Origin of the sequence: Enterobacter sp. BNK-34 (assembly GCF_048684445.1) — a bacterium.
Classification (GTDB): domain Bacteria; phylum Pseudomonadota; class Gammaproteobacteria; order Enterobacterales; family Enterobacteriaceae; genus Enterobacter; species Enterobacter pseudoroggenkampii.
This window is the reverse complement of record NZ_JBLQUA010000001.1, coordinates 1,111,760-1,133,330: the sequence shown is the minus strand read 5'-3', so window position 1 is coordinate 1,133,330 and position 21,571 is coordinate 1,111,760. Positions and strand designations below refer to the sequence as shown.

Annotated in this window: 19 protein-coding genes and 1 rRNA gene; 8 read left to right on the top strand and 12 right to left on the bottom strand. The window is 51.9% G+C overall.

Going from position 1 to position 21,571, the window contains the following annotated elements:
• The first annotated feature begins 26 nt into the window (after positions 1-26).
• Positions 27-142 (top strand): 5S ribosomal RNA (gene rrf / locus ACMGG5_RS05700).
• Between the two features lie 98 nt (positions 143-240).
• Here rrf and mobB read toward each other — a convergent pair.
• Positions 241-744, bottom strand: coding sequence for a molybdopterin-guanine dinucleotide biosynthesis protein MobB (gene mobB / locus ACMGG5_RS05695; RefSeq protein WP_248273411.1), 504 nt, complete (start codon positions 742-744; stop codon positions 241-243).
• The gene (gene mobA, locus ACMGG5_RS05690; protein WP_248273410.1) at positions 741-1,325 is read right to left on the bottom strand and encodes a molybdenum cofactor guanylyltransferase MobA; all 585 of its coding nucleotides are present in this window, start codon (positions 1,323-1,325) and stop codon (positions 741-743) included. Before mobA ends, mobB begins: the two co-directional genes overlap by 4 nt.
• 68 nt (positions 1,326-1,393) lie before the next feature.
• On the opposite strand from mobA, the gene ACMGG5_RS05685 reads away from it, so the two are divergent.
• From ACMGG5_RS05685 to dsbA, 3 genes are all read left to right on the top strand, one after another.
• Positions 1,394-1,663, top strand: coding sequence for a YihD family protein (locus ACMGG5_RS05685; RefSeq protein ID WP_008501866.1), 270 nt, complete (start codon positions 1,394-1,396; stop codon positions 1,661-1,663).
• Positions 1,664-1,738: 75 nt separating this feature from the next.
• Positions 1,739-2,725, top strand: coding sequence for a serine/threonine protein kinase (locus tag ACMGG5_RS05680; protein ID WP_024909223.1), 987 nt, complete (start codon positions 1,739-1,741; stop codon positions 2,723-2,725).
• 27 nt (positions 2,726-2,752) lie between these two features.
• A complete protein-coding gene (dsbA, locus tag ACMGG5_RS05675; protein ID WP_024909222.1) occupies positions 2,753-3,376 on the top strand; it encodes a thiol:disulfide interchange protein DsbA in 624 nt (207 codons plus the stop codon).
• A 23-nt stretch (positions 3,377-3,399) separates the two neighbouring features.
• Here the strand turns inward: dsbA and ACMGG5_RS05670 are convergent, their stop codons facing one another.
• The gene (locus ACMGG5_RS05670; RefSeq protein ID WP_024909221.1) at positions 3,400-4,308 is read right to left on the bottom strand and encodes an acyltransferase; all 909 of its coding nucleotides are present in this window, start codon (positions 4,306-4,308) and stop codon (positions 3,400-3,402) included.
• A 440-nt stretch (positions 4,309-4,748) separates the two neighbouring features.
• Between ACMGG5_RS05670 and polA the strand changes: the two genes are divergently transcribed.
• Positions 4,749-7,541, top strand: a complete 2,793-nt coding sequence (polA, locus tag ACMGG5_RS05665) for a DNA polymerase I (protein ID WP_420277597.1) — start codon at positions 4,749-4,751, stop codon at positions 7,539-7,541.
• A gap of 311 nt (positions 7,542-7,852) precedes the next feature.
• On the opposite strand, the gene yihA is transcribed toward polA, so the two are convergent.
• Positions 7,853-8,482: a ribosome biogenesis GTP-binding protein YihA/YsxC gene (yihA, locus tag ACMGG5_RS05660; protein ID WP_023309768.1), complete on the bottom strand. Its 630-nt coding sequence runs from the start codon at positions 8,480-8,482 to the stop codon at positions 7,853-7,855.
• A gap of 577 nt (positions 8,483-9,059) precedes the next feature.
• Here yihA and yihI point away from each other — a divergent pair.
• Positions 9,060-9,575, top strand: coding sequence for a Der GTPase-activating protein YihI (gene yihI / locus ACMGG5_RS05655; protein WP_014885763.1), 516 nt, complete (start codon positions 9,060-9,062; stop codon positions 9,573-9,575).
• Between the two features lie 188 nt (positions 9,576-9,763).
• Positions 9,764-11,137: an oxygen-independent coproporphyrinogen III oxidase gene (gene hemN / locus ACMGG5_RS05650; RefSeq protein ID WP_048989735.1), complete on the top strand. Its 1,374-nt coding sequence runs from the start codon at positions 9,764-9,766 to the stop codon at positions 11,135-11,137.
• 66 nt (positions 11,138-11,203) lie between these two features.
• Here the strand turns inward: hemN and ACMGG5_RS05645 are convergent, their stop codons facing one another.
• The 4 genes from ACMGG5_RS05645 to glnA form a co-directional block, all read right to left on the bottom strand.
• Positions 11,204-11,314: a YshB family small membrane protein gene (locus ACMGG5_RS05645; protein ID WP_023333898.1), complete on the bottom strand. Its 111-nt coding sequence runs from the start codon at positions 11,312-11,314 to the stop codon at positions 11,204-11,206.
• Positions 11,315-11,424: 110 nt separating this feature from the next.
• A complete protein-coding gene (glnG, locus tag ACMGG5_RS05640; protein WP_024909218.1) occupies positions 11,425-12,837 on the bottom strand; it encodes a nitrogen regulation protein NR(I) in 1,413 nt (470 codons plus the stop codon).
• Positions 12,838-12,848: 11 nt separating this feature from the next.
• Complete coding sequence (glnL, locus tag ACMGG5_RS05635; protein ID WP_023333897.1) at positions 12,849-13,898, bottom strand: nitrogen regulation protein NR(II); 1,050 nt, start codon at positions 13,896-13,898, stop codon at positions 12,849-12,851.
• Positions 13,899-14,067: 169 nt separating this feature from the next.
• Complete coding sequence (glnA, locus tag ACMGG5_RS05630; RefSeq protein ID WP_024909217.1) at positions 14,068-15,477, bottom strand: glutamate--ammonia ligase; 1,410 nt, start codon at positions 15,475-15,477, stop codon at positions 14,068-14,070.
• A gap of 378 nt (positions 15,478-15,855) precedes the next feature.
• Between glnA and typA the strand changes: the two genes are divergently transcribed.
• Positions 15,856-17,679: a ribosome-dependent GTPase TypA gene (gene typA / locus ACMGG5_RS05625; RefSeq protein WP_023331638.1), complete on the top strand. Its 1,824-nt coding sequence runs from the start codon at positions 15,856-15,858 to the stop codon at positions 17,677-17,679.
• Between the two features lie 155 nt (positions 17,680-17,834).
• Here the strand turns inward: typA and ACMGG5_RS05620 are convergent, their stop codons facing one another.
• The 4 genes from ACMGG5_RS05620 to ACMGG5_RS05605 all read right to left on the bottom strand — a co-directional run bounded on the left by ACMGG5_RS05620 (position 17,835) and on the right by ACMGG5_RS05605 (position 21,571).
• Entirely contained in the window at positions 17,835-19,952 is a 2,118-nt protein-coding gene (locus ACMGG5_RS05620) for a peptidase domain-containing ABC transporter (RefSeq protein ID WP_090420824.1), read from the bottom strand.
• Positions 19,945-20,847, bottom strand: a complete 903-nt coding sequence (locus tag ACMGG5_RS05615) for an HlyD family efflux transporter periplasmic adaptor subunit (protein WP_420277596.1) — start codon at positions 20,845-20,847, stop codon at positions 19,945-19,947. Before ACMGG5_RS05615 ends, ACMGG5_RS05620 begins: the two co-directional genes overlap by 8 nt.
• A 14-nt stretch (positions 20,848-20,861) precedes the next feature.
• Entirely contained in the window at positions 20,862-21,218 is a 357-nt protein-coding gene (locus ACMGG5_RS05610) for a biotin/lipoyl-binding protein (protein WP_420277595.1), read from the bottom strand.
• Positions 21,219-21,286: 68 nt separating this feature from the next.
• Entirely contained in the window at positions 21,287-21,571 is a 285-nt protein-coding gene (locus ACMGG5_RS05605; protein WP_023309759.1) for a hypothetical protein, read from the bottom strand.

Sequence of the window (21,571 nt, the reverse complement as noted above, 5' to 3'; positions counted from 1 at the left end):
AGCCTGATACAGATTAACAGAATTTGCCTGGCGGCTTTAGCGCGGTGGTCCCACCTGACCCCATGCCGAACTCAGAAGTGAAACGCCGTAGCGCCGATGGTAGTGTGGGGTCTCCCCATGTGAGAGTAGGGAACTGCCAGGCATCAAACAAGTGAAGAGGCCATCCGAAAGGATGGCCTTTTTGCGTTTATGCGCCAAAAAAACGGCAGGCCGGGTAAGGCAAAGCCGCCACCCGGCACGTCAGACCGCACTCCACGTCACAATAAAGCCCGCAATCCCATCCACATCATTTAAGTCCAGCACCGGAACCTCAAGTGGCAATACCATATCACTGGCCACCGCAATCACATGCTCATCCAGCGTTAACTCGCTGAAATCATGCCCGGCATCGTTTCTGAACAGCAGGATCTTAGGCACTGCCTCATGCTTAAATCCTTCAATCAGCACCAGATCCAGGGTGGAATGATCCATCCGACTGACCAGATAAGCGAGATCCAGCGGCGCCTCGTCCGGCGTTTCTGTCATTAACGCCCAGCGCTGAGGACTTGCTACCATCGTTTGTGCTGCTCCGGCCTTACGCAGCTCATAGCTGTCTTTTCCTGGCGTATCGATATCCATGTTGTGATGACTATGCTTAATCAATCCAGGACGAAGGCCTCTGGCACACAGCGCGGGTATCAGCTTTTTCAGCAGCGTGGTTTTCCCGGTCCCACTCCATGCGGAAATGGCTAAAAGAGGTATCATTTTTTCTCCTGCATCATCTGCAAATCTTCATGCGTGTTCACGTTCGCAAACGCTGATTTCACATCGCTAAAATCAACGGAATGGCCGCCAGACTCACGCATGAAGACCATCACCCTGCGCTCTCCCGCAGCCAGATAGCTCTGCAGAGCAGGCGCTAGCGAACGATGCATCAACGCGATAGCAGGATGGTCACGCTCGCCGTCATGTACCCAAACCACAGGTGCTGTACCACGAAGCAGGAGCAGACGCTCGACGAGACCGGAGGGAATAAACGGCGTATCGCAAGGGCAGAAGATAAACCACTCTCCGTGCGACTGTTGCATGACCGAAAGCATACCGGCCAGCGGGCCCGGGTAATTCTCAAGGCTATCCTGATAAACGGCGTATCCGCTGCGCCGGTAAGTGTCGATATGCCTGTTCGCGCTGATGGTCATTGCCGTCACCTGGCCGGCGAGCGTATCGGCGACATGCTGCCACAAGGGTTTTCCATTAAGAAGCTGAAGCCCCTTATCTTTACCGCCCATTCGCGTTGCTCTGCCGCCTGCCAGAACGACCCCGATGATTTCCTGGCTAAGATTCACGAATATCGCCTCTTTTATTGTGGGATTGACCCTGCTAACGTGTCACTCTAAATGAAAGGAGCACCACCATGAAATGTAAACGTCTGAATGAAGTTATTGAACTCCTCCAGCCCGCCTGGCAAAAAGAGCCAGAGCTAAATCTGATGCAATTTTTACAGAAACTGGCGAAAGAGTCAGGTTTTGACGGCGATCTGGCAGACCTTTCTGACGACATCCTGATCTACCACCTTAAAATGCGCGACTCCGCCAAAGATGCTGTTATTCCTGGTATTCAGAAAGATTATGAGGAAGATTTTAAGACCGCATTATTGCGCGCCCGAGGCGTAATTAAAGAGTAAAAGCTTGTAAGCGGCGGCACCGAAATCGCCACAAGATGATATCCTGAATCATTCGTATAATTTCCGGATGATCGGATGAACGACCAGGCTTTTACTTTCCAGACATTACACCCGGACACCATTATGGATGCCCTGTTTGAACAGGGTATTCGGGTGGATTCCGGGCTAACCCCATTAAACAGCTACGAAAACCGCGTCTATCAATTTCAGGACGAGGATCGTCAGCGCTTCGTCGTAAAGTTCTATCGTCCTGAACGCTGGTCCGCAGAACAAATTCAGGAAGAGCATCAGTTTGCTCACGATCTGCTGGATGACGATGTTCCCGTTGCCGCACCGCTAAAATTCAATAACCAAACGCTCCTCACGCACGAAGGGTATTACTACGCAGTATTCCCAAGCCTGGGTGGTCGTCAGTTTGAAGCGGATAATATCGATCAGATGGAATGGGTTGCCCGCTATCTTGGGCGTATCCACCAGACGGGACGCAAAAAAGCCTTTATTGCCCGCCCGACGATGGGGATTCAGGAATACCTTCTTGAACCGCGCGAACTATTCGAAACGTCTGCAATGATCCCCGCTGCGCTAAAGGATGATTTCCTCAACGCCACCGATAAGCTTATTGCTGCAGTGAAAACCTGCTGGCGCGATGATATTTCCGTTCTGCGCCTGCATGGCGATTGTCACGCCGGGAATATTCTCTGGCGTGATGGCCCGCTGTTTGTCGATCTCGATGATGCGCGTATGGGGCCAGCGGTTCAGGACCTGTGGATGCTGCTCAATGGCGACAAAGCCGAGCAACGCATGCAGCTTGAAACCATTATTGAAGCTTATGAAGAATTTAGCCCGTTTAATTCAGACGAAATTGCCCTGATTGAGCCTTTACGTGCGATGCGTTTTGTTTATTATCTCGCATGGTTAATCAGGCGTTGGGACGATCCGGCATTTCCCCGAAATTTCCCGTGGCTTACCGGAGAGGATTACTGGCGTAGCCAGATATCTACATTTACTGAGCAGGTTAAGGTTCTTCAGGAGCCCCCTCTGCAATTAACGCCGATGTATTAATTGGACACACCCAGGAGAGAGTTAATCATGAAAAAAATTTGGCTGGCGCTGGCAGGTATGATTCTGGCATTTAGCGCTTCTGCTGCGCAGTTTACCGACGGCAAACAGTACATCACGCTGGACAAGCCGGTCGCTGGCGAGCCACAGGTTCTGGAGTTCTTCTCGTTCTATTGCCCACACTGCTATCAGTTCGAGCAGGTGCTGCATGTCTCTGACAGCGTGAAGAAAAAGCTGCCGGAAGGCACCAAAATGACCAAGTACCACGTTGAGTTCCTGGGCCCATTGGGTAAAGACCTGACTCAGGCATGGGCGGTGGCGATGGCACTGGGCGTGGAAGATAAGATCACTTCGCCAATGTTTGAAGCCGTACAGAAAACCCAGACCGTTCAGACCACTGCAGATATCCGTAAAGTGTTTGTTGATGCTGGCGTGAAAGGTGAAGAGTACGATGCCGCATGGAACAGCTTCGTGGTGAAATCACTGGTTGCCCAGCAGGAAAAAGCGGCTGCTGACCTCCAGCTTCAGGGCGTTCCGGCGATGTTTGTTAACGGCAAATACCAGCTGAACATGCAGGGTATGGACACCAGCAGCATGGATATCTTCGTACAGCAGTATGCTGATACCGTGAAATACCTGGTTGAGAAGAAGTAATTTCGCTGATGTAAAAACGCCGGTCACTGACCGGCGTTTTTGTATGAAGATTTTATCTTGTCTATCTGTTCGTCTTTCTCTTTCCAGAGCGTATTAAGCCACTGCTGGAAACGACGTTTGAAGTTCTTATCGTTTACGTAATCACCGTGCAGTTCAGCGTCTATCGGGACCAGATCGACGTGCACGACAATGCGCGTCAGTTTGCCGCTGAGCATATCGAAGAACGGCGTCCTGTCGTTTTCCGGATAGCAGAGCGTGACGTTAAGAAGTTTATCGAACTGTGCTCCCAGCACGTTAAGCGCCATCGCAATCCCTGCCGCTTTTGGCGGCAACAGATGCTGATAAGGAGAGCGAGTTTGCTGGCGCTTCTCTTCCGTAAACCGGGAACCTTCAACAAAGTTCACGATGGTCGTAGGATGTGCACGAAACTTTTCACAGGAACGGCGCGTGGTCTCCACATCCTTACCGCGACGTTCCGGATGACGAATCAAATAGCTGCGCGAATAGCGTTTCATAAACGGCATATCGAGCGCCCAGCAGGCCAGCCCGATAAAAGGCACCCAGGCGAGCTGCTGTTTCAGGAAGTATTTGTTCATCGGGATGTGTTTGCGAAAAAGCACGCATAACACCACGATGTCCGCCCAGCTGTGGTGATTGCAGATCAGCAGGTACCAGTTCTTTTTGTTGAGACTCTCCAGCCCTTTGACATCCCACTTCAGATGCGGGTTAAGGCACAACAGGATCGCCAGCCCTTCGCACCAGCAATACATCATGAAGTTACAAAATGCGGACACGGCTCGCCACACCACGGGTACAGGCAGCAGCAGTTTAATGATCCCGGCGAGAATGATCGGCACGGAACAGGCGATCGTCACCAGAATAGTTAAAATGATGCTTAGCAGTAATGTTATTGCAGCGAGCAATCTCGACATGATGAGCTTTTTCAAATAGTTAGCTGTAAGTGAGCGACCGACTAGTCGACGCTGGGCGCTGATTTTACCAGAAAACAGACAAATGAATGGCGCTTTCACATGATGATTTGGCGGCTTTTACCCTGGCGCAGCAGATTTCTCTGGGGTTCTGCGCGAATCAAGGCTTATATCCACATAGACTAAATTGCCATCAGTTGGCCATATAGATAAGATCTGACAACATAACAGCATGATAATTAAGATCTAAATATTACCTCATATGTGTTTTTTGCGTCTGTTATTCATATGAAGTGAAAATATACACAAACTTATCCACAGTTTGATTTTTGCGAGCGATCCTCACGATCGCAAAATCTTTTCCTGTATCTGGCGCTAATAACTGATGTTTTCATCCTTCTGTGGCATCCTTTACCCATAAATTGATTAAAGGCACGGACATTATGGTTCAGATCCCAGAAAACCCTCTTATTCTCGTCGATGGCTCTTCTTACCTGTATCGGGCATACCATGCGTTTCCTCCTCTGACCAATAGCGCAGGGGAACCCACCGGCGCAATGTATGGCGTGCTGAACATGCTGCGCAGCCTGATCCTTCAGTATCAGCCAACCCATGCGGCCGTCGTCTTTGATGCGAAAGGTAAAACCTTCCGCGATGAGCTGTTTGAGCATTACAAATCCCACCGTCCGCCAATGCCTGACGATCTGCGTGCGCAGATTGAGCCGCTGCACGCCATGGTAAAAGCGATGGGGCTGCCGCTGCTGGCCGTCTCCGGCGTTGAAGCCGATGACGTCATCGGCACGCTGGCGCGTGAAGCAGAAAAAATGGGGCGTCCTGTGCTGATCAGCACCGGTGATAAAGATATGGCGCAGCTGGTAACGCCAGGTATCACCCTGATTAACACCATGACCAACACCATTTTGGGGCCAGAAGAAGTGGTCACTAAGTATGGCGTGCCGCCTGAGCTGATTATCGACTTCCTCGCGTTGATGGGCGACTCCTCGGATAACATCCCTGGTGTTCCCGGCGTTGGTGAGAAAACCGCGCAGGCGCTGCTTCAGGGGCTGGGCGGGCTGGATACGCTCTATGCGGAATCAGACAAAATCGCCGGGCTCTCCTTCCGTGGCGCAAAAACCATGGCCGGAAAACTGGAAGAGAACAAAGAGGTGGCTTATCTCTCTTATAAGCTGGCAACCATCAAAACCGATGTCGAACTGGAGCTGGGCTGTGAGCAGCTGGAAGTGCAACAGCCTTCCGCTGACGATCTGCTGAGCCTGTTTAAGAAATACGAATTTAAGCGCTGGATCACTGACGTGGAAGCCGGTAAATGGCTGCAGGCAAAAGGGGCGAAACCTGCTGCAAAGCCGAAGGAGACGATTGTCGTTGACGCAGAAGAGCAGGCGGAAGAAGAAGCCGTGGTGCTTACCTTCGACAACTACGAAACCCTTCTTGAAGAGTCACAGCTGGTCGCCTGGATCGAAAAACTGAAAAAAGCGCCGGTCTTCGCCTTTGACACCGAAACGGACAGTCTCGATAACATTTCTGCCAATATGGTAGGCCTGTCATTTGCGACAGAGCCTGGTCATGCGGCCTATGTTCCCGTTGCGCACGATTACCTGGATGCGCCGGAGCAGCTCTCCCGTGAACGCGTGCTTGAGCTGCTGAAGCCGATCCTGGAAGACGAAAAGGCGCTTAAGGTTGGGCAAAACCTCAAGTACGACTGCGGCATTCTGCAAAACTACGGCATTAAACTGCGCGGGATCGCCTTCGACACCATGCTCGAATCCTACATTCTGGACAGCGTCGCGGGCCGCCATGATATGGATTCCTTATCTGACCGCTGGCTCAAGCACAAAACGATCACCTTCGAAGAGATTGCCGGCAAAGGGAAAAATCAGCTCACCTTTAACCAGATTGCTCTCGAAGAGGCAGGACGCTATGCGGCGGAAGACGCTGACGTCACGCTGCAGCTGCACCTGAAGATGTGGCCAAAACTGCAGAAGCACGAAGGTCCGCTGAACGTATTCCAGCATATCGAGATGCCGCTGGTCCCCGTGCTGTCACGCATTGAACGTAACGGCGTGAAAATCGACCCAACGGTGCTGCATAACCACTCCGGGGAGCTGGCACAGCGTTTGACCGAGCTGGAGCAAAAAGCGCATGAGCTTGCAGGCGAGCCGTTTAACCTCTCTTCACCGAAGCAGCTGCAAACCATCCTGTTTGAAAAGCAGGGCATCAAGCCGCTGAAGAAAACCCCTGGCGGCGCGCCGTCAACCTCTGAAGAGGTGCTGGAAGAGCTGGCGCTGGATTATCCGCTGCCGAAAGTGATTCTGGAGTACCGTGGTCTCGCGAAGCTGAAGTCTACCTACACTGATAAGCTCCCGCTGATGATCAACCCGAAAACGGGCCGCGTGCATACCTCATACCATCAGGCTGTCGCGGCGACCGGTCGACTCTCGTCTACCGATCCCAACCTGCAGAACATCCCGGTACGTAACGAAGAAGGCCGTCGTATTCGCCAGGCTTTCATCGCTCCAGAGGATTATCTGATTGTCTCGGCGGACTACTCGCAAATCGAACTGCGCATTATGGCGCACCTGTCCCGTGACAAAGGCCTGTTGAGCGCATTTGCCGAAGGGAAGGATATCCACCGGGCAACCGCGGCAGAAGTCTTCGGTTTGCCGCTGGACAGCGTGACCAACGAACAGCGCCGCAGCGCTAAGGCGATCAACTTCGGTCTGATTTACGGCATGAGTGCATTCGGGCTTTCGCGCCAGCTCAACATTCCGCGTAAAGAGTCGCAGAAGTATATGGATCTCTACTTCGAGCGTTATCCGGGGGTGCTGGAATATATGGAACGCACCCGCGCGCAGGCGAAGGAGAAAGGTTATGTCGAAACCCTTGATGGTCGCCGTCTCTATTTACCTGACATCAAATCCAGCAACGCGGCACGTCGCGCTGGCGCAGAGCGTGCGGCGATCAACGCCCCGATGCAGGGTACCGCGGCGGACATTATTAAGCGTGCAATGATCGCCGTTGATGCCTGGCTGGAAAAAGAGAAGCCTCGCGTGAAAATGATCATGCAGGTACACGATGAACTGGTATTTGAAGTGCACAAAGACGACCTCGACGCCGTGTCGAAGAAGATCCACGAACTGATGGAAAGCAGCATGACGCTTGACGTGCCGTTGCTGGTGGAAGTGGGAAGTGGTGAAAACTGGGATCAGGCTCACTAACGGTTCTTCGCATAACGCGCCTTTTATGTAAGTTTGCAACATAACAACGCGCGTTTTGTGACGATCATTAGAATTCCCTATGTAAAGAATGAAAAAAAACTACAAAAAGTGCTTTTTCTGCAGCACAAAAAGGGGTAGAGTTATCGGCGTAGGGTACAGAGGTAAGATGTTCTATCTTTCAGACCTTTTACTTCACGTAATCGGATTTGGCTGAATATTTTAGCCGCCCCAGTCAGTAATGACTGGGGCGTTTTTTATTGCGGCAAAGAAAAATTCAGGCAAAAAAAACGCGGCCATGGCCGCGCTCGGTATTACTCTTCTTCCGCTTCCGTCGCGGGTTCCAGCTCGCTAAACCAGGTGTCGAGCTTCTGACGCAGCTTGTCCACACCCTGCTTTTTCAGCGAGGAGAACGGCTCAACCTGCACGTCACCGTTGAACGCCAGCACCGCTTCGCGAACCATATTCACCTGCGCTTTGCGCGCGCCGCTTGCCAGCTTATCGGCTTTCGTCAGCAGCACCAGCACGGCGATATCGCTTGCCACAGCCCAGTCGATCATCTGCTGATCCAGATCTTTCAGGGGATGGCGAATATCCATCAGCACCACCAGACCTTTCAGGCACAGGCGTTTTTCCAGGTATTCCCCCAGCGCACGCTGCCACTTGATTTTCATCTCTTCCGGTACCTGCGCGTAACCGTAGCCCGGTAAGTCGACCAGGCGTTTGCCCTCTGCGACTTCAAACAGGTTGATGAGCTGGGTACGGCCAGGTGTTTTTGAGGTACGCGCCAGGCTCTTCTGATTGGTCAGCGTATTCAGGGCGCTGGACTTCCCCGCATTGGAGCGGCCAGCAAAGGCCACTTCAATACCGGTATCAGAAGGGAGGTGGCGAATATCGGGCGCACTGGTGACAAAATGCGTCTGTTGGTAGTTCCAGGTAGTCACGTGGTCGTCTCCAAAATCGTAATCTGAGGGGGATTATACCTGAATGCAGGCAAAAGGCTTTTCTGATTGCCAGGACTTGTAGGCGAATGCCCCAACCGGTGTGAGAGATCGGCCAGAGATGCTATGGGAGATTTCAGAGAATTCGCAGGCGTCAAAAAAGCCAAACTGTTTTAAATCATAAGCTTATTTTCGGGTAATTGTCTGAAAATCCCTTTTTGTACCGTTTCGTTGCTTGTTAGTTTAACGGAACAAGGTAAAGTGTGCGTCAGGGCGAGGAAGCCAACAGGATATCGACTTAAGGATTAGGGTCAGGAGCGCCAGGAGGCGAAGACGCAGGATTGTCAGGATGACCAGCGCCTGGAGGCGTTTAAACAGGAAAGGGAACCGTATCACGGACGGTATTAGCCAAGGGATAAACAGGGTTTGTTGTTGGCAAACACGGAATGTCTGACCCGCTAAGGGTTGTGAGTCAGGAAAAAAGGCGACAGATTGCTCTGTCGCCTTTTTTCTTTGCTTGCTTTCTGCTAGATTTCGCCGCAATTCTATACTGAAGAAAACGACTTAAAGATAAAACATCATGAAAAAACCAACCTCCGCTGCGGGCGCGAAACGCCCTGCAAAAGCACGCCGCAAAACGCGCGAAGAACTGAACCAGGAAGCGCGCGATCGCAAACGCGACAAAAAACATCGCGGTCATGCTGCGGGTAGCCGTGCCAACGGTGGTGGTGCAGCGGGCGCTTCTGCAAAAGGCAAACAGCAGAAAGATCCTCGTATCGGCAGTAAAACTCCCATTCCACTGGGCGTGACAGACACCCCGGTCACTAAGCAGCACAAACCAAAGAGCGAGAAACCTATGCTTTCACCGCAGGCTGAGCTGGATTTGCTGGAGAACGATGAGCGCCTGGACGCGCTGCTGGAACGTCTTGAAGAGGGTGAAACCCTGACCGCCGAAGAGCAGTCATGGGTGGATGCCAAACTGGATCGCATCGACGAGCTGATGCAGAAGCTGGGCCTGTCTTACGATGACGAAGACGACGAAGAAGAAGACGAAAAGCAGGAAGATATGATGCGTCTTCTGAAGGGTGGAAACTAACATTTGCACCCGGCAGGCACGATAGTCCTGCTTATAACCCTTCCGGTTATATGTTATCTGGTGTGGTTATTCGTTAAACTACGGCGGTTGTCGCGGCGACAGAAGTGGCTGCGCACCCGAGTGATGGCCCGCGATGGGGCCAGAACGGGCCGCCGTATACGAACGCGACACCAACGGAAGGAGTGAGCATGTCAGCACCAACTATCGACTGGGATTTGGCCCTAATCCAGAAATATAACTATTCCGGGCCGCGTTATACGTCATACCCCACCGCGCTGGAGTTCTCCGATGCCTTCGGAGAGCGTGATTTCCAGCAGGCTGTCGCGCGCTATCCTGAGCGTCCGCTGTCTCTCTACGTCCATATTCCGTTCTGCCATAAGCTGTGTTACTTCTGCGGCTGCAATAAAATCGTGACCCGTCAGCAGCATAAAGCCGACCAGTACCTTGATGCGCTCGAACAAGAAATTGTGCATCGCGCGCCGCTGTTTGCTGGCCGTCACGTCAGCCAGCTTCACTGGGGCGGCGGTACGCCAACCTATCTGAATAAAGCGCAAATAAGCCGCCTGATGACCCTGCTGCGCGGCAATTTCAGTTTTAACGCCGACGCTGAAATCTCGATCGAAGTCGATCCGCGTGAAATTGAGCTGGATGTACTGGATCACTTACGCGCCGAAGGCTTCAATCGTCTGAGCATGGGCGTGCAGGATTTCAATAAAGAGGTTCAGCGTCTGGTGAATCGCGAGCAGGACGAAGAATTTATCTTTGCCTTACTCAATCACGCGCGTGAGATTGGCTTCACCTCGACCAATATTGACCTGATTTACGGCCTGCCAAAGCAAACGCCGGAAAGCTTCGCCTTCACCCTGAAGCGCGTGGCCGAACTCAACCCGGACCGCCTGAGCGTCTTTAACTACGCGCATCTGCCGACGCTGTTTGCTGCCCAGCGCAAAATCAAAGATGCCGATCTGCCTTCTGCCCAGCAGAAGCTGGATATCCTGCAGGAAACGATCACCTCGCTGACCGAAACCGGCTATCAGTTTATCGGGATGGATCACTTTGCCCGTCCGGATGACGAACTGGCGGTAGCTCAGCGCGAAGGGGTCCTGCACCGCAACTTCCAGGGCTACACGACCCAGGGCGATACCGATTTGCTGGGAATGGGCGTCTCCGCCATCAGCATGATTGGCGACTGCTACGCGCAAAACCAGAAAGAACTGAAGCTGTATTACCAGCAGGTTGATGAGACGGGCAACGCGCTGTGGCGCGGCATTGCATTAACGCGCGATGACTGTGTCCGTCGCGATGTGATTAAGGCGCTTATCTGCAACTTCCGTCTCGATTTCAGCGACGTGGAAGCGCAGTGGGAGCTGAACTTCAGCGATTATTTCGCAGAAGACCTGAAGCTTCTGGCGCCGCTGGCGAAAGACGGGCTGGTGGATGTGTCGGAGAGCGCGATTGAGGTCACGCCGAAAGGGCGTCTGTTGATCCGTAATATCTGCATGTGCTTCGACGCGTATCTGCGTCAGAAAGCGCGACTGCAGCAGTTCTCGCGGGTGATTTAAGCCGCAAAAGCGCAAACGTAGGCCGGGTAAGGCGAAGCCGCCACCCGGCTTTTACGTTCAACCCCGCTAGCTAAACAGCCCAACCAGCGCCGCACACAACATAGCCGCAACGGCGGTTTGTGGCGTGTGGCTTTCAGCGGCTCCGCTAGAGAGCATATTCACGATTGTTTCCAGCATGATGTTCACCCCCAATTTCCGGGCACGATCATACAAAACTCATCGGAACAGTAAAGCGCAAAATAACGGCGATTTGCGCTCAATTAATAACCTTTACACTTCGGGGAAGATCACTCCATTCCCAACTCTTTAAGCTTGCGCGTCAGGGTATTACGTCCCCATCCCAACAGGCGAGCGGCTTCCTGCTTGTGACCCTGCGTATGACGAAGCGCGGTAGTTAACAGCGTACGCTCCATCTCTGGCTGAGCTTCAGACAGCAGGTTTTGATGACCGGAACGCAACGCGCGGTCGGCCCACTGTGCCAGCAGCGTCGCCCAGCTGTCCGGCAGCGCGTGCCCGGTAGTGCTTTCAGGCGCGGTCGCTTCAAACAGCTCAGCGGGTAAATCCTGAATCAGCACTTCCTGCCCGGCGGCCATCACGGTTAACCAGCGGCAGGTGTTTTCCAGCTGACGCACGTTGCCCGGCCACGCCAGGCGCGTCAGAGCGGCATCGGTTTCCGGGTGAAGCTGCTTGGCTTCCACACCCAGCTCGCGGGCGGCCACCTGCAGAAAATGACGCGCCAGGCGGGGAATATCTTCCCGACGCTCACGCAGCGGCGGCAGATGAACGCGAATGACGTTCAGGCGATGGAATAAATCCTCGCGGAATTTTCCTTCCTGCACGCGTTGCTCCAGGTTCTGGTGGGTCGCGGCAATAATGCGCACGTCTACCTTCACCGGCGCATAGCCGCCCACGCGGTAAAACTGTCCGTCGGCCAGCACGCGCAGCAGGCGGGTCTGGACATCCAGCGGCATATCGCCAATTTCGTCCAGGAACAGCGTGCCACCGTCAGCCTGTTCGAAACGCCCCTGACGAATGGTATTAGCGCCGGTAAATGCCCCTTTTTCATGGCCGAACAGTTCGGACTCAATCAAATCCTTCGGGATCGCCGCCATATTCAAAGCGATAAACGGCGCTTTTGCCCGCGGGCTGTGGCGATGCAATGCATGCGCCACAAGCTCTTTACCGGTTCCCGATTCGCCGTTAATCAAGACGCTGATGGACGAGCGGGACAGACGACCGATAATGCGAAACACGTCCTGCATCGCCGGCGCTTCGCCGATGATGTCTGTCGTTGGCCCAAAATCGGGTGCGTGGCGCGGCTGTTGCTGCTCCTGATAATGGCTAATCGCGCGCTCAACCAGCGCCACCGCTTCGTCAATATCAAACGGTTTGGGCAGGTAATCGAACGCCCCTTGCTGATAGGCGCTCACTGCGGCATCCAGATCGGAGTGCGCGGTCATTATGATGACCGGAAGCATAGGGTGGCGTTGTTTTATCTGCTTTAACAGCGCCAGCCCGTCCATGCCCGGCATACGAATATCCGAAAGCAGAACATCCGGCGTTTTGGTGGTGAGTGCATCGAGCACTTCGCTGCCGCTCTCAAACGTCGTGCAGCTTAATCCTGCCCCTGTGAGCGCGCGTTCAAGCACCCAACGGATGGAGCTATCGTCATCGACTACCCAGACTATCCCTCGTTGCATAAACGTCACCTTTATTTTTTAATCGGCAGGAAAACCGAAAACTCGGTATGTCCCGGCCAACTGGTAAATTCAATTTTCCCGGAGTGTTGATCGATCAAACTGCGGGCAATGGATAAGCCCAGGCCGGTTCCGCCTTCGCGACCGCTTACCATCGGGTAGAACAGGGTATCCTGCAGATGCGATGGAATGCCGGGCCCGTTATCCTCAACGTCGATTCGGGCCGCCAGCCGGTAGCGCACGCCATGTAACGTGAGCTGGAAGGCGGTGCGGGTGCGTAAAATAATCTCCCCCCCTTCAGGCCCCAGCGCCTGCAGGGCATTACGCACAATATTCAACAGGACCTGCTCAATCTGGTCCGGATCATGGGCCAGTTCCGGCAGGCTTGGGTCGTAATCACGTACCAGCGTGACGTTCTCCGGCAGCTCCATTGAGACGAGCTTCACCACCCGTTCAGCCACTTTATGGATGCTTTCAGTGACGTGCATTCCCGGCTGCTGCGGACCAAGAAGACGGTCTACCAGATTTCGCAGACGGTCCGCCTGCTCAATGATGACGTTGGTGTACTCCGCCAGCGCGGGATCGGGGAGTGCCTTGGTCAGAAGCTGCGCCGCGCCGCGTAATCCACCCAACGGGTTTTTGATTTCATGCGCCAGACCGCGTACCAGGTCACGGGCGGCAATTTGCTGCGCATGCTGAAGCTGCTCCTGGCTCAGTCGACGCTGATTATCCATCGGCGCCATTTCCAGCAGGATCATCCCATCGGGAAGACGCTGCGCGGTCAGCGACAGAATGTGCGAGCGCCCGTCGATCACCAGCGTCACTTCGTTATCGGTAAACCCCTGGCCAGCCTGCAAACTTTCCTGCATCAGGCCAATATTCAGCGAAAAATAGCTCAGGAGTTCAGGAAGCGGGGTGCCGAACAGTTTACGTGCGCTTTGGGCGAGCAGCTGCTGCGCCGCCGGGTTGGCGTAATGAACGGCCAGCTCGTCATCGACCAGCAAAATGCTGTTAATCAAAGAATTGAGGATCTGCCCAGCATCGGGCAGCGTGCCAGTTGCCATTCAGCAGTCTCCTGGAGTTGTTGCACTGTTTTAGTGCAGTATAGCGTTTTCGGCGTAAATAGCGCGTGAGATCAGGTTGTTGGTGGAGAAAAAAGCCCATCCGGAGATGGGCTAAAAGTTTCCACGGCAACTACCCCCGGCGCTTGTCACGCCGGGTAAAACAACTTTATTAAACGCTGTAGTACAGTTCGAACTCAACCGGGTGTGGCGTCATACGCACACGGTCGTTCTCTTCGATACGCAGGGCGATGTAAGCGTCAATCGCTTCATCAGTGAACACACCACCCGCAGTCAGGAACTCGCGGTCTGCGTCCAGCGCCTGCAGGGCTTCTTCCAGAGAGCCAGCAACCTGTGGGATCTCTTTCGCTTCTTCTGGCGGCAGGTCGTACAGGTTTTTGTCCATCGCTTCGCCCGGGTGGATCTTGTTCTTAATACCGTCCAGACCGGCCATCAGCAGTGCTGCGAAGCACAGGTATGGGTTAGCCGCTGGATCCGGGAAGCGCACTTCGATACGACGTGCTTTAGGAGACGCCACCACAGGAATACGGATAGAAGCAGAACGGTTACGTGCAGAGTAGGCCAGCATCACTGGCGCTTCGTAGCCCGGGACCAGACGCTTGTAGGAGTTAGTGGTTGGGTTCGCCAGGGCGTTGATCGCTTTAGCGTGTTTGATAACACCACCGATGTAGTGCAGCGCCTGCTCGGACAGACCGGCATATTTGTCGCCAGAGAACAGGTTGGTACCGTTCTTGGACAGAGACATGTGGCAGTGCATACCGGAACCGTTATCGCCAAACATTGGTTTTGGCATGAAGGTCGCGGTTTTACCGAAACGGTGCGCAACGTTGTGCACAACGTATTTGTAAATCTGAATCTCATCCGCTTTCTTGGTCATGGTGTTAAAGCGGGTAGCGATTTCGTTCTGGCCAGCAGTCGCCACTTCGTGGTGGTGCGCTTCAACAACCAGGCCCATCTCTTCCATGATCATACACATGGTAGAACGGATGTCCTGTGAAGAATCGACCGGAGGAACCGGGAAGTAACCGCCTTTCACGCCAGGACGGTGACCTTTGTTACCACCTTCGTATTTGGTGGAAGAGTTCCATGCGCCTTCGATGTCATCGATAGCCACGTGGGAACCAGAAATTGAAGCGCCGAAACGGATGTCGTCAAACAGGAAGAACTCTGGCTCTGGTCCGAACAGAACGGTGTCTGCGATGCCGGTAGAACGCAGGTACTCTTCAGCACGTTTTGCGATAGAACGTGGGTCACGGTCGTAGCCCTGCAGCGTGCCTGGCTCGAGGATGTCACAACGGATGATCAGGGTTGGTTCTTCGAAGAACGGGTCAATGAGCGCAGTGGTCGCGTCCGGCATCAGAACCATGTCGGATTCGTTAATGCCTTTCCAGCCACCAATGGAGGAGCCGTCAAACATTTTGCCTTCTTCGAAGAATTCGGCGTTCACCTGATGAGCAGGGATTGTGACGTGCTGTTCTTTACCTTTGGTATCGGTGAAGCGCAGATCAACAAACTTCACTTCATGTTCGTTCAGCATCGTCAAAACGTGTTCAGCGGACATACTTAACTCTCCAGATTGGTCATTGTCGTCGTGGTAACGAGGTCTTCAATTTCTGTTTGTACTGGCTGGTGCCATGTATTTTTTATAAAGCGAAATCTGTGCCAACTTTTAAAACACCCCAAAAAGGCGTTATCATGCGCACCATAGTGCAAAAGGGCTGCACCACGATGGATTTGTTGCACCAGTATAGTGCTTCAATGTGAACATTTAGCACCATATTGGTGCAATTTACGTTAAAGTGCCCTTTTACCGCTCCGTGAAAGCGATCACAAAGCATCCCTGCATGACTTGTTTGCGGGGGATGTTTGTGATCCTGTTTTGTAGTGCGATTAATCCGTGTACAATAACGCGCTATTTCTAAATGCCTGAGGCAAAGTTGTGATCGAAAATTTGCGTAACATCGCCATCATCGCGCACGTAGACCATGGTAAAACTACCCTGGTTGACAAGCTGCTGCAGCAATCCGGTACGTTTGATGCGCGTGCCGAAACCCAAGAACGCGTGATGGACTCCAACGATTTGGAGAAAGAGCGTGGGATTACCATCCTCGCGAAAAACACCGCGATTAAATGGAATGACTACCGTATCAACATCGTTGATACCCCAGGGCACGCCGACTTCGGTGGTGAAGTTGAACGTGTAATGTCCATGGTAGACTCCGTTCTGCTGGTCGTTGACGCAATGGATGGCCCAATGCCACAGACGCGCTTCGTGACCAAAAAAGCTTTTGCCCATGGTCTGAAGCCAATCGTTGTTATCAACAAAGTTGACCGCCCTGGCGCGCGTCCTGACTGGGTTGTTGACCAGGTCTTCGACCTGTTCGTTAACCTCGACGCTACCGACGAGCAGCTGGACTTCCCTATCGTTTACGCCTCTGCGCTGAACGGTATTGCAGGTCTGGACCACGAAGACATGGCTGAAGACATGACCCCGCTGTATCAGGCGATTGTTGACCGTGTTCCTGCGCCAAACGTCGATCTCGACGGTACCCTGCAGATGCAGATCTCTCAGCTCGACTACAACAACTACGTTGGCGTAATCGGCATTGGTCGTATCAAGCGCGGTAAAGTGAAGCCTAACCAGCAGGTTACTATCATCGATAGCGAAGGCAAAACCCGTAACGGTAAAGTTGGTAAAGTGCTGACTCACCTGGGTCTTGAGCGTATCGAGAGCGACATCGCTGAAGCGGGCGACATTATCGCTATCACCGGTCTGGGTGAACTGAACATCTCCGACACCATCTGCGATCCGCAGAACGTCGAAGCGCTGCCAGCCCTGTCCGTTGATGAACCAACCGTATCCATGTTCTTCAACGTCAACACCTCTCCGTTCTGTGGTAAAGAAGGTAAGTTCGTTACCTCTCGTCAGATCCTTGACCGCCTGAACAAAGAGCTGGTGCACAACGTTGCGCTGCGCGTTGAAGAAACCGAAGACGCTGATGCATTCCGCGTTTCGGGTCGTGGTGAGCTGCACCTGTCTGTTCTGATCGAAAACATGCGTCGTGAAGGTTTCGAAATGGCGGTTTCCCGTCCGAAAGTAATCTTCCGCGAGATCGATGGCCGTAAACAAGAGCCATTCGAAAACGTGACGCTGGACGTTGAAGAGCAGCACCAGGGTTCTGTGATGCAGGCTCTGGGTGAGCGTAAAGGCGACCTGAAAAACATGAATCCAGATGGCAAAGGCCGCGTACGTCTCGACTACGTGATCCCAAGCCGTGGCCTGATCGGCTTCCGTTCAGAGTTCATGACCATGACCTCCGGTACCGGTCTGCTGTACTCCACCTTCAGCCACTACGACGACGTTCGTCCGGGCGAAGTGGGCCAGCGTAACAACGGCGTGCTGATCTCCAACGGTCAGGGTAAAGCGGTTGCGTTTGCGCTGTTCGGTCTGCAGGATCGCGGTAAGCTGTTCCTGGGTCACGGTGCTGAAGTTTATGAAGGCCAGATCATCGGTATTCACAGTCGTTCTAACGACCTGACCGTAAACTGCCTGACCGGTAAGAAACTGACCAACATGCGTGCGTCCGGTACTGACGAAGCAACGGTTCTGGTTCCACCGATCAAGATGACTCTGGAGCAGGCTCTGGAATTCATCGATGATGACGAACTGGTAGAAGTGACTCCACAGTCAATTCGTATCCGTAAACGTCACCTGACCGAGAACGATCGTAAACGTGCTATGCGCGGTGCGAAAGAAGACTAATACGGTCAATCCGTAGGCCGGGTAAGCGTGAGCGCCACCCGGCAACTAAAAAGCCGCTGATCTCTCTGCGGCTTTTTTATTCGATGATCGCCAGAATTCTTCATTACCTGGGGCGTTATGTCCCGAAGCTATCTCTTTCCTGCGAAATTCACGGATTAGGGTAACTCTGCTCCATTTATCACGAACACCCGATCTGCCGATGAAATCGTGGTTTCGCGATGCGCGATAATAATCCTGGTGATGTTCATCTCCTGTATAGACTGATTGACCTGACTTTCACTGGTTTTATCAAGGTGGCTGGTCGCCTCGTCCATGAATAAAATACCCGGTTTACGGTATAATGCCCGGGCAATATAAATCCGCTGTTTTTGACCGCCGGACAACCCTTCCCCAAGTTCACCAATCAGTGTCTCGTAACCCATTGGTAGCTTTAAAATGTCATTATGAATATGGCTTGCGATAGCGCATTGCACCATCCACTGCTCGTCAATGTCAGGCCGAAAACCGGCGATATTCTCTTTGATTGAGCCTGAAAACAGCTTATCTTCCTGCATGATACAGGCAATGCGTTCAGCATAATGCTCGAAACCAAGTTGCTTAATATCAATGCCATTAATTCGGACGCAGCCGTTCGACGGTTCGAATAAACCGCACAACACTTTCATCAAGGTGCTTTTACCTGAACCCGATACGCCCGTAATAGCAATACTCTCTCCGGCATGAATGGTCAGATTCAGTTTGCTGAAGATAGGGTCCGCATGGTTATCATAACGGTAAGTCAGATCCTGAGTTTCGAGCGTTAAGGCTCCGTGTGGTAAACGCAGCGGGCTGGTGGCCGTTGAAGAAGATGCTTCCTGCAGCGCAATATCGGCAACGCGTTCATTGTGTAAGTTGATGATCTTCAGCTGAATGATAAAGTTGATCAGGGCATTTATTCGGTCATAGAACTGACTCCTGAAGGTGTTAAATGCGATAAACATACCGATGGTTAAATGACTATCCATCATCAGCCTGCCGCTAACCCACAGGATAACAATTTGGTCGCAGGCGGCGATAAAAGAGACGACGCCACCAAAGAAAAGATCCATTCGCGTCAAACGAATGCCTGTATTGACCTTATCTGAAAAAAGATTAAACCAGTTATTGATTCTCAGGTCAGTCATCCCCTGAATCTTAATCGTCGCGATACCGTACAGGGTTTCCATAAAATAAGAATTAAGGCGTGCTTCCTTGATTAACTCTTCTTCGGATAGCTGGCGATAGTATCGATAGGTAGCAAACCGAATGAAGGTGTATATTGCGGTAAAAGAGACCACTATCATGCTGAGCTGCAGGTTGTATAAAAACATCATTACCAGCAAACCCATGAGCATTAGCGTATCAATAATGCTACCAGTCAAACCTGTGGTAAAAGTGGCCCGTATAACATCAAGCGAGTGGAAGCGAGACTGAATGTCCCCCAGTTTGCGTCTTTCAAAATAGGTGGTCGGTAGCTTAATAAGGTGAGAAAAGAGGCTAAAACTCCACTGGACGTCGATGAGTGTTCCCAGTATCAGCGTGGTCCAGGAGCGTATGACACTGACCGTCAAACGTAACAGAATCAGAATAAACAACCCAAGACAGATGATATTAAGTAAACCGTAATCTCCGGATGCAATCACATTATCCGTGACTAATTGTGTCCCCACTGGCATTAGCAGGCTGATCAACTCAATCACCAGCGATAAGAAAAATACCTTCGTCAGTGAAGTTATCAGTCCATTGATATTCTTTAATAACGTGGTCGCTTTTAACCTGTTTTGCTTCTTTTGAACTGAGAAAGTGGTTCCCGGCCATACCTCAAGCACAACACCAGTAAAATGTTGGGACAATTCGGGCATGCTAATCACCCGTCGTCCAAACGCAGGGTCGTGGATCACCGCGCTGTTCTTATCGACCTTAATCAGTACGACAAAATGGTTAAAATCCCAATGCAATATGCAGGGCTTACGCACGTCATGTAATTCCTGAAGGTCCACGGACAATGCGCGTGACGACATCTCCAGTTCACTGGCAATTGCTTTTATCGCATTGAGGTTGACCCCACGTGATGACAAATTGAATTGTTGCCGGAGTTGCAGTAGATCCACCTGCTTGCCATAAAAACTGCATATCATTGAAAGACAGGCCAGGCCACATTCGGACGCTTCGGTTTGAAAGACAACTGGGATGCGTTTAAATATTTTCAGATCCAACTTGCGCAGCAGCGTCTCAAGTGTATAAAGATTATTCATTACCCGCGTCCGTTACGCTCATTTTCATTTCGTAAAAGGGCGATAATAACCACTCATAGATATGTCTCTTTTCAAGGAAAAGAGAAATCTGCGCTTTGGCTCCCTGGCTCAGTGAGAGTTGTTTTCCATGAACTTGCACAGACTGTAGGTCAGGTTTGATCATGATTTTGTACCAGGACTTTTTATCGTCATAGAATTCATGTGCGATGGTCTGCTTTGACAGGAGTTCTGGCTTCGATGCCGGAAGCCTGGATATTGCTGATATTGATGCCCTGAACTGACCAAATTTTTCATAAGGAAAGGCGTCGTAACTAACATTAACGCGCTGGCCAATCGCCAGATAAGGAAGAACTTCATCCGGAACCCAGGTTTCGAGATAGCATGGAGAATGGATATTCTGCTGAACTCGCGCCAGTACATCGCCTGCGCCGATCATCTTACCTTGCGCCGTATTGATGGAGTCGATTAAGCCATCGGCTGTTGCCACGATGACATAATTACCTTCCGCTTCTGTATTTAACTTTTCTTTTTGCAGTTCGTATATTTTTTGCTCAAGCTGGTAAATCTGTTGGTCATAATCAGCGCTCTGGGACTGGATTTGCTGATTGAGCGCATCGATCTGAACCTGGTCCTGTGATTTTCTGGCGACCAGGTCAGAAACATTGCTCTGCTGTTGATAGAGTAGTGCGTTTTGACTGCTCATCTGGTCTTTGGTGACCAGACCTTTTTCCTGATAACCACGGTAATCGTTAACGTTCTTCTCAATCTGATGCAGTTCCCGCTCAGCCTGCACCAGTAGCCCAGATGAGGTATTAAAACTGGACTGATAATGATCTTTTTGAGTCGTCAGCGCGTTGAGCGTACGGTTTTTCGAAGAGTTCAAATTTGCCATCATTACGCTGATACTCTTTATCTGTAGCGCGATCTCCTTTTTTTATTCTCATCAACCAGGCCTGATTGCGTCGATACACCTGAATGAATGAGAAAGAGGGCGTCACCTTTTTTTACGCGATCGCCTTCATTAACAAAACTCTGCACGACTGTACCCTGCATTGATGCAGAGATATTCACCGAGCCAGGGAAAGTGGTTATTTCACCGTGAACGATGACGCGACGGGTGTAGGAACCTTTGGTAATAAAAATAGAAATGGAAGCAATAAAAAAAATGCTGAGCAATATAATAAAAGCAAAAGGGATGCCCGGCAGAAGAACGGCTTTCCCTTCCCACCGGGTACTCTGATATTCAATAGCTTCCTTGCGAAACATATCTGGCCTCCTGCGGGGTGGAAATAGCCGCCAAATATCAGCGGCTATGAGTTATAATGGTTCAGGAATTAATGTCTACCGTGATCATTACCCTGGCGGCCACCGCCACTTTTCGAACCACCATTACCTTTTGATGAACCACCGCTTTTACCACCAACGTTAACCGAGCAACCACCGCTAAAGGATGTGCTTTCAGAGTGAGAACCATCTTTGTTAGTGGTGCTGGTGTGAGAATAGCTGCCATTACAACCAGCGCTACCACCACCGAACATCCCACCAATCGCACTACCGATAGAACCCCACATTCCTGCACCGCTGACGTTACTTAATTCACTTTCATTGAGTTCACGCAT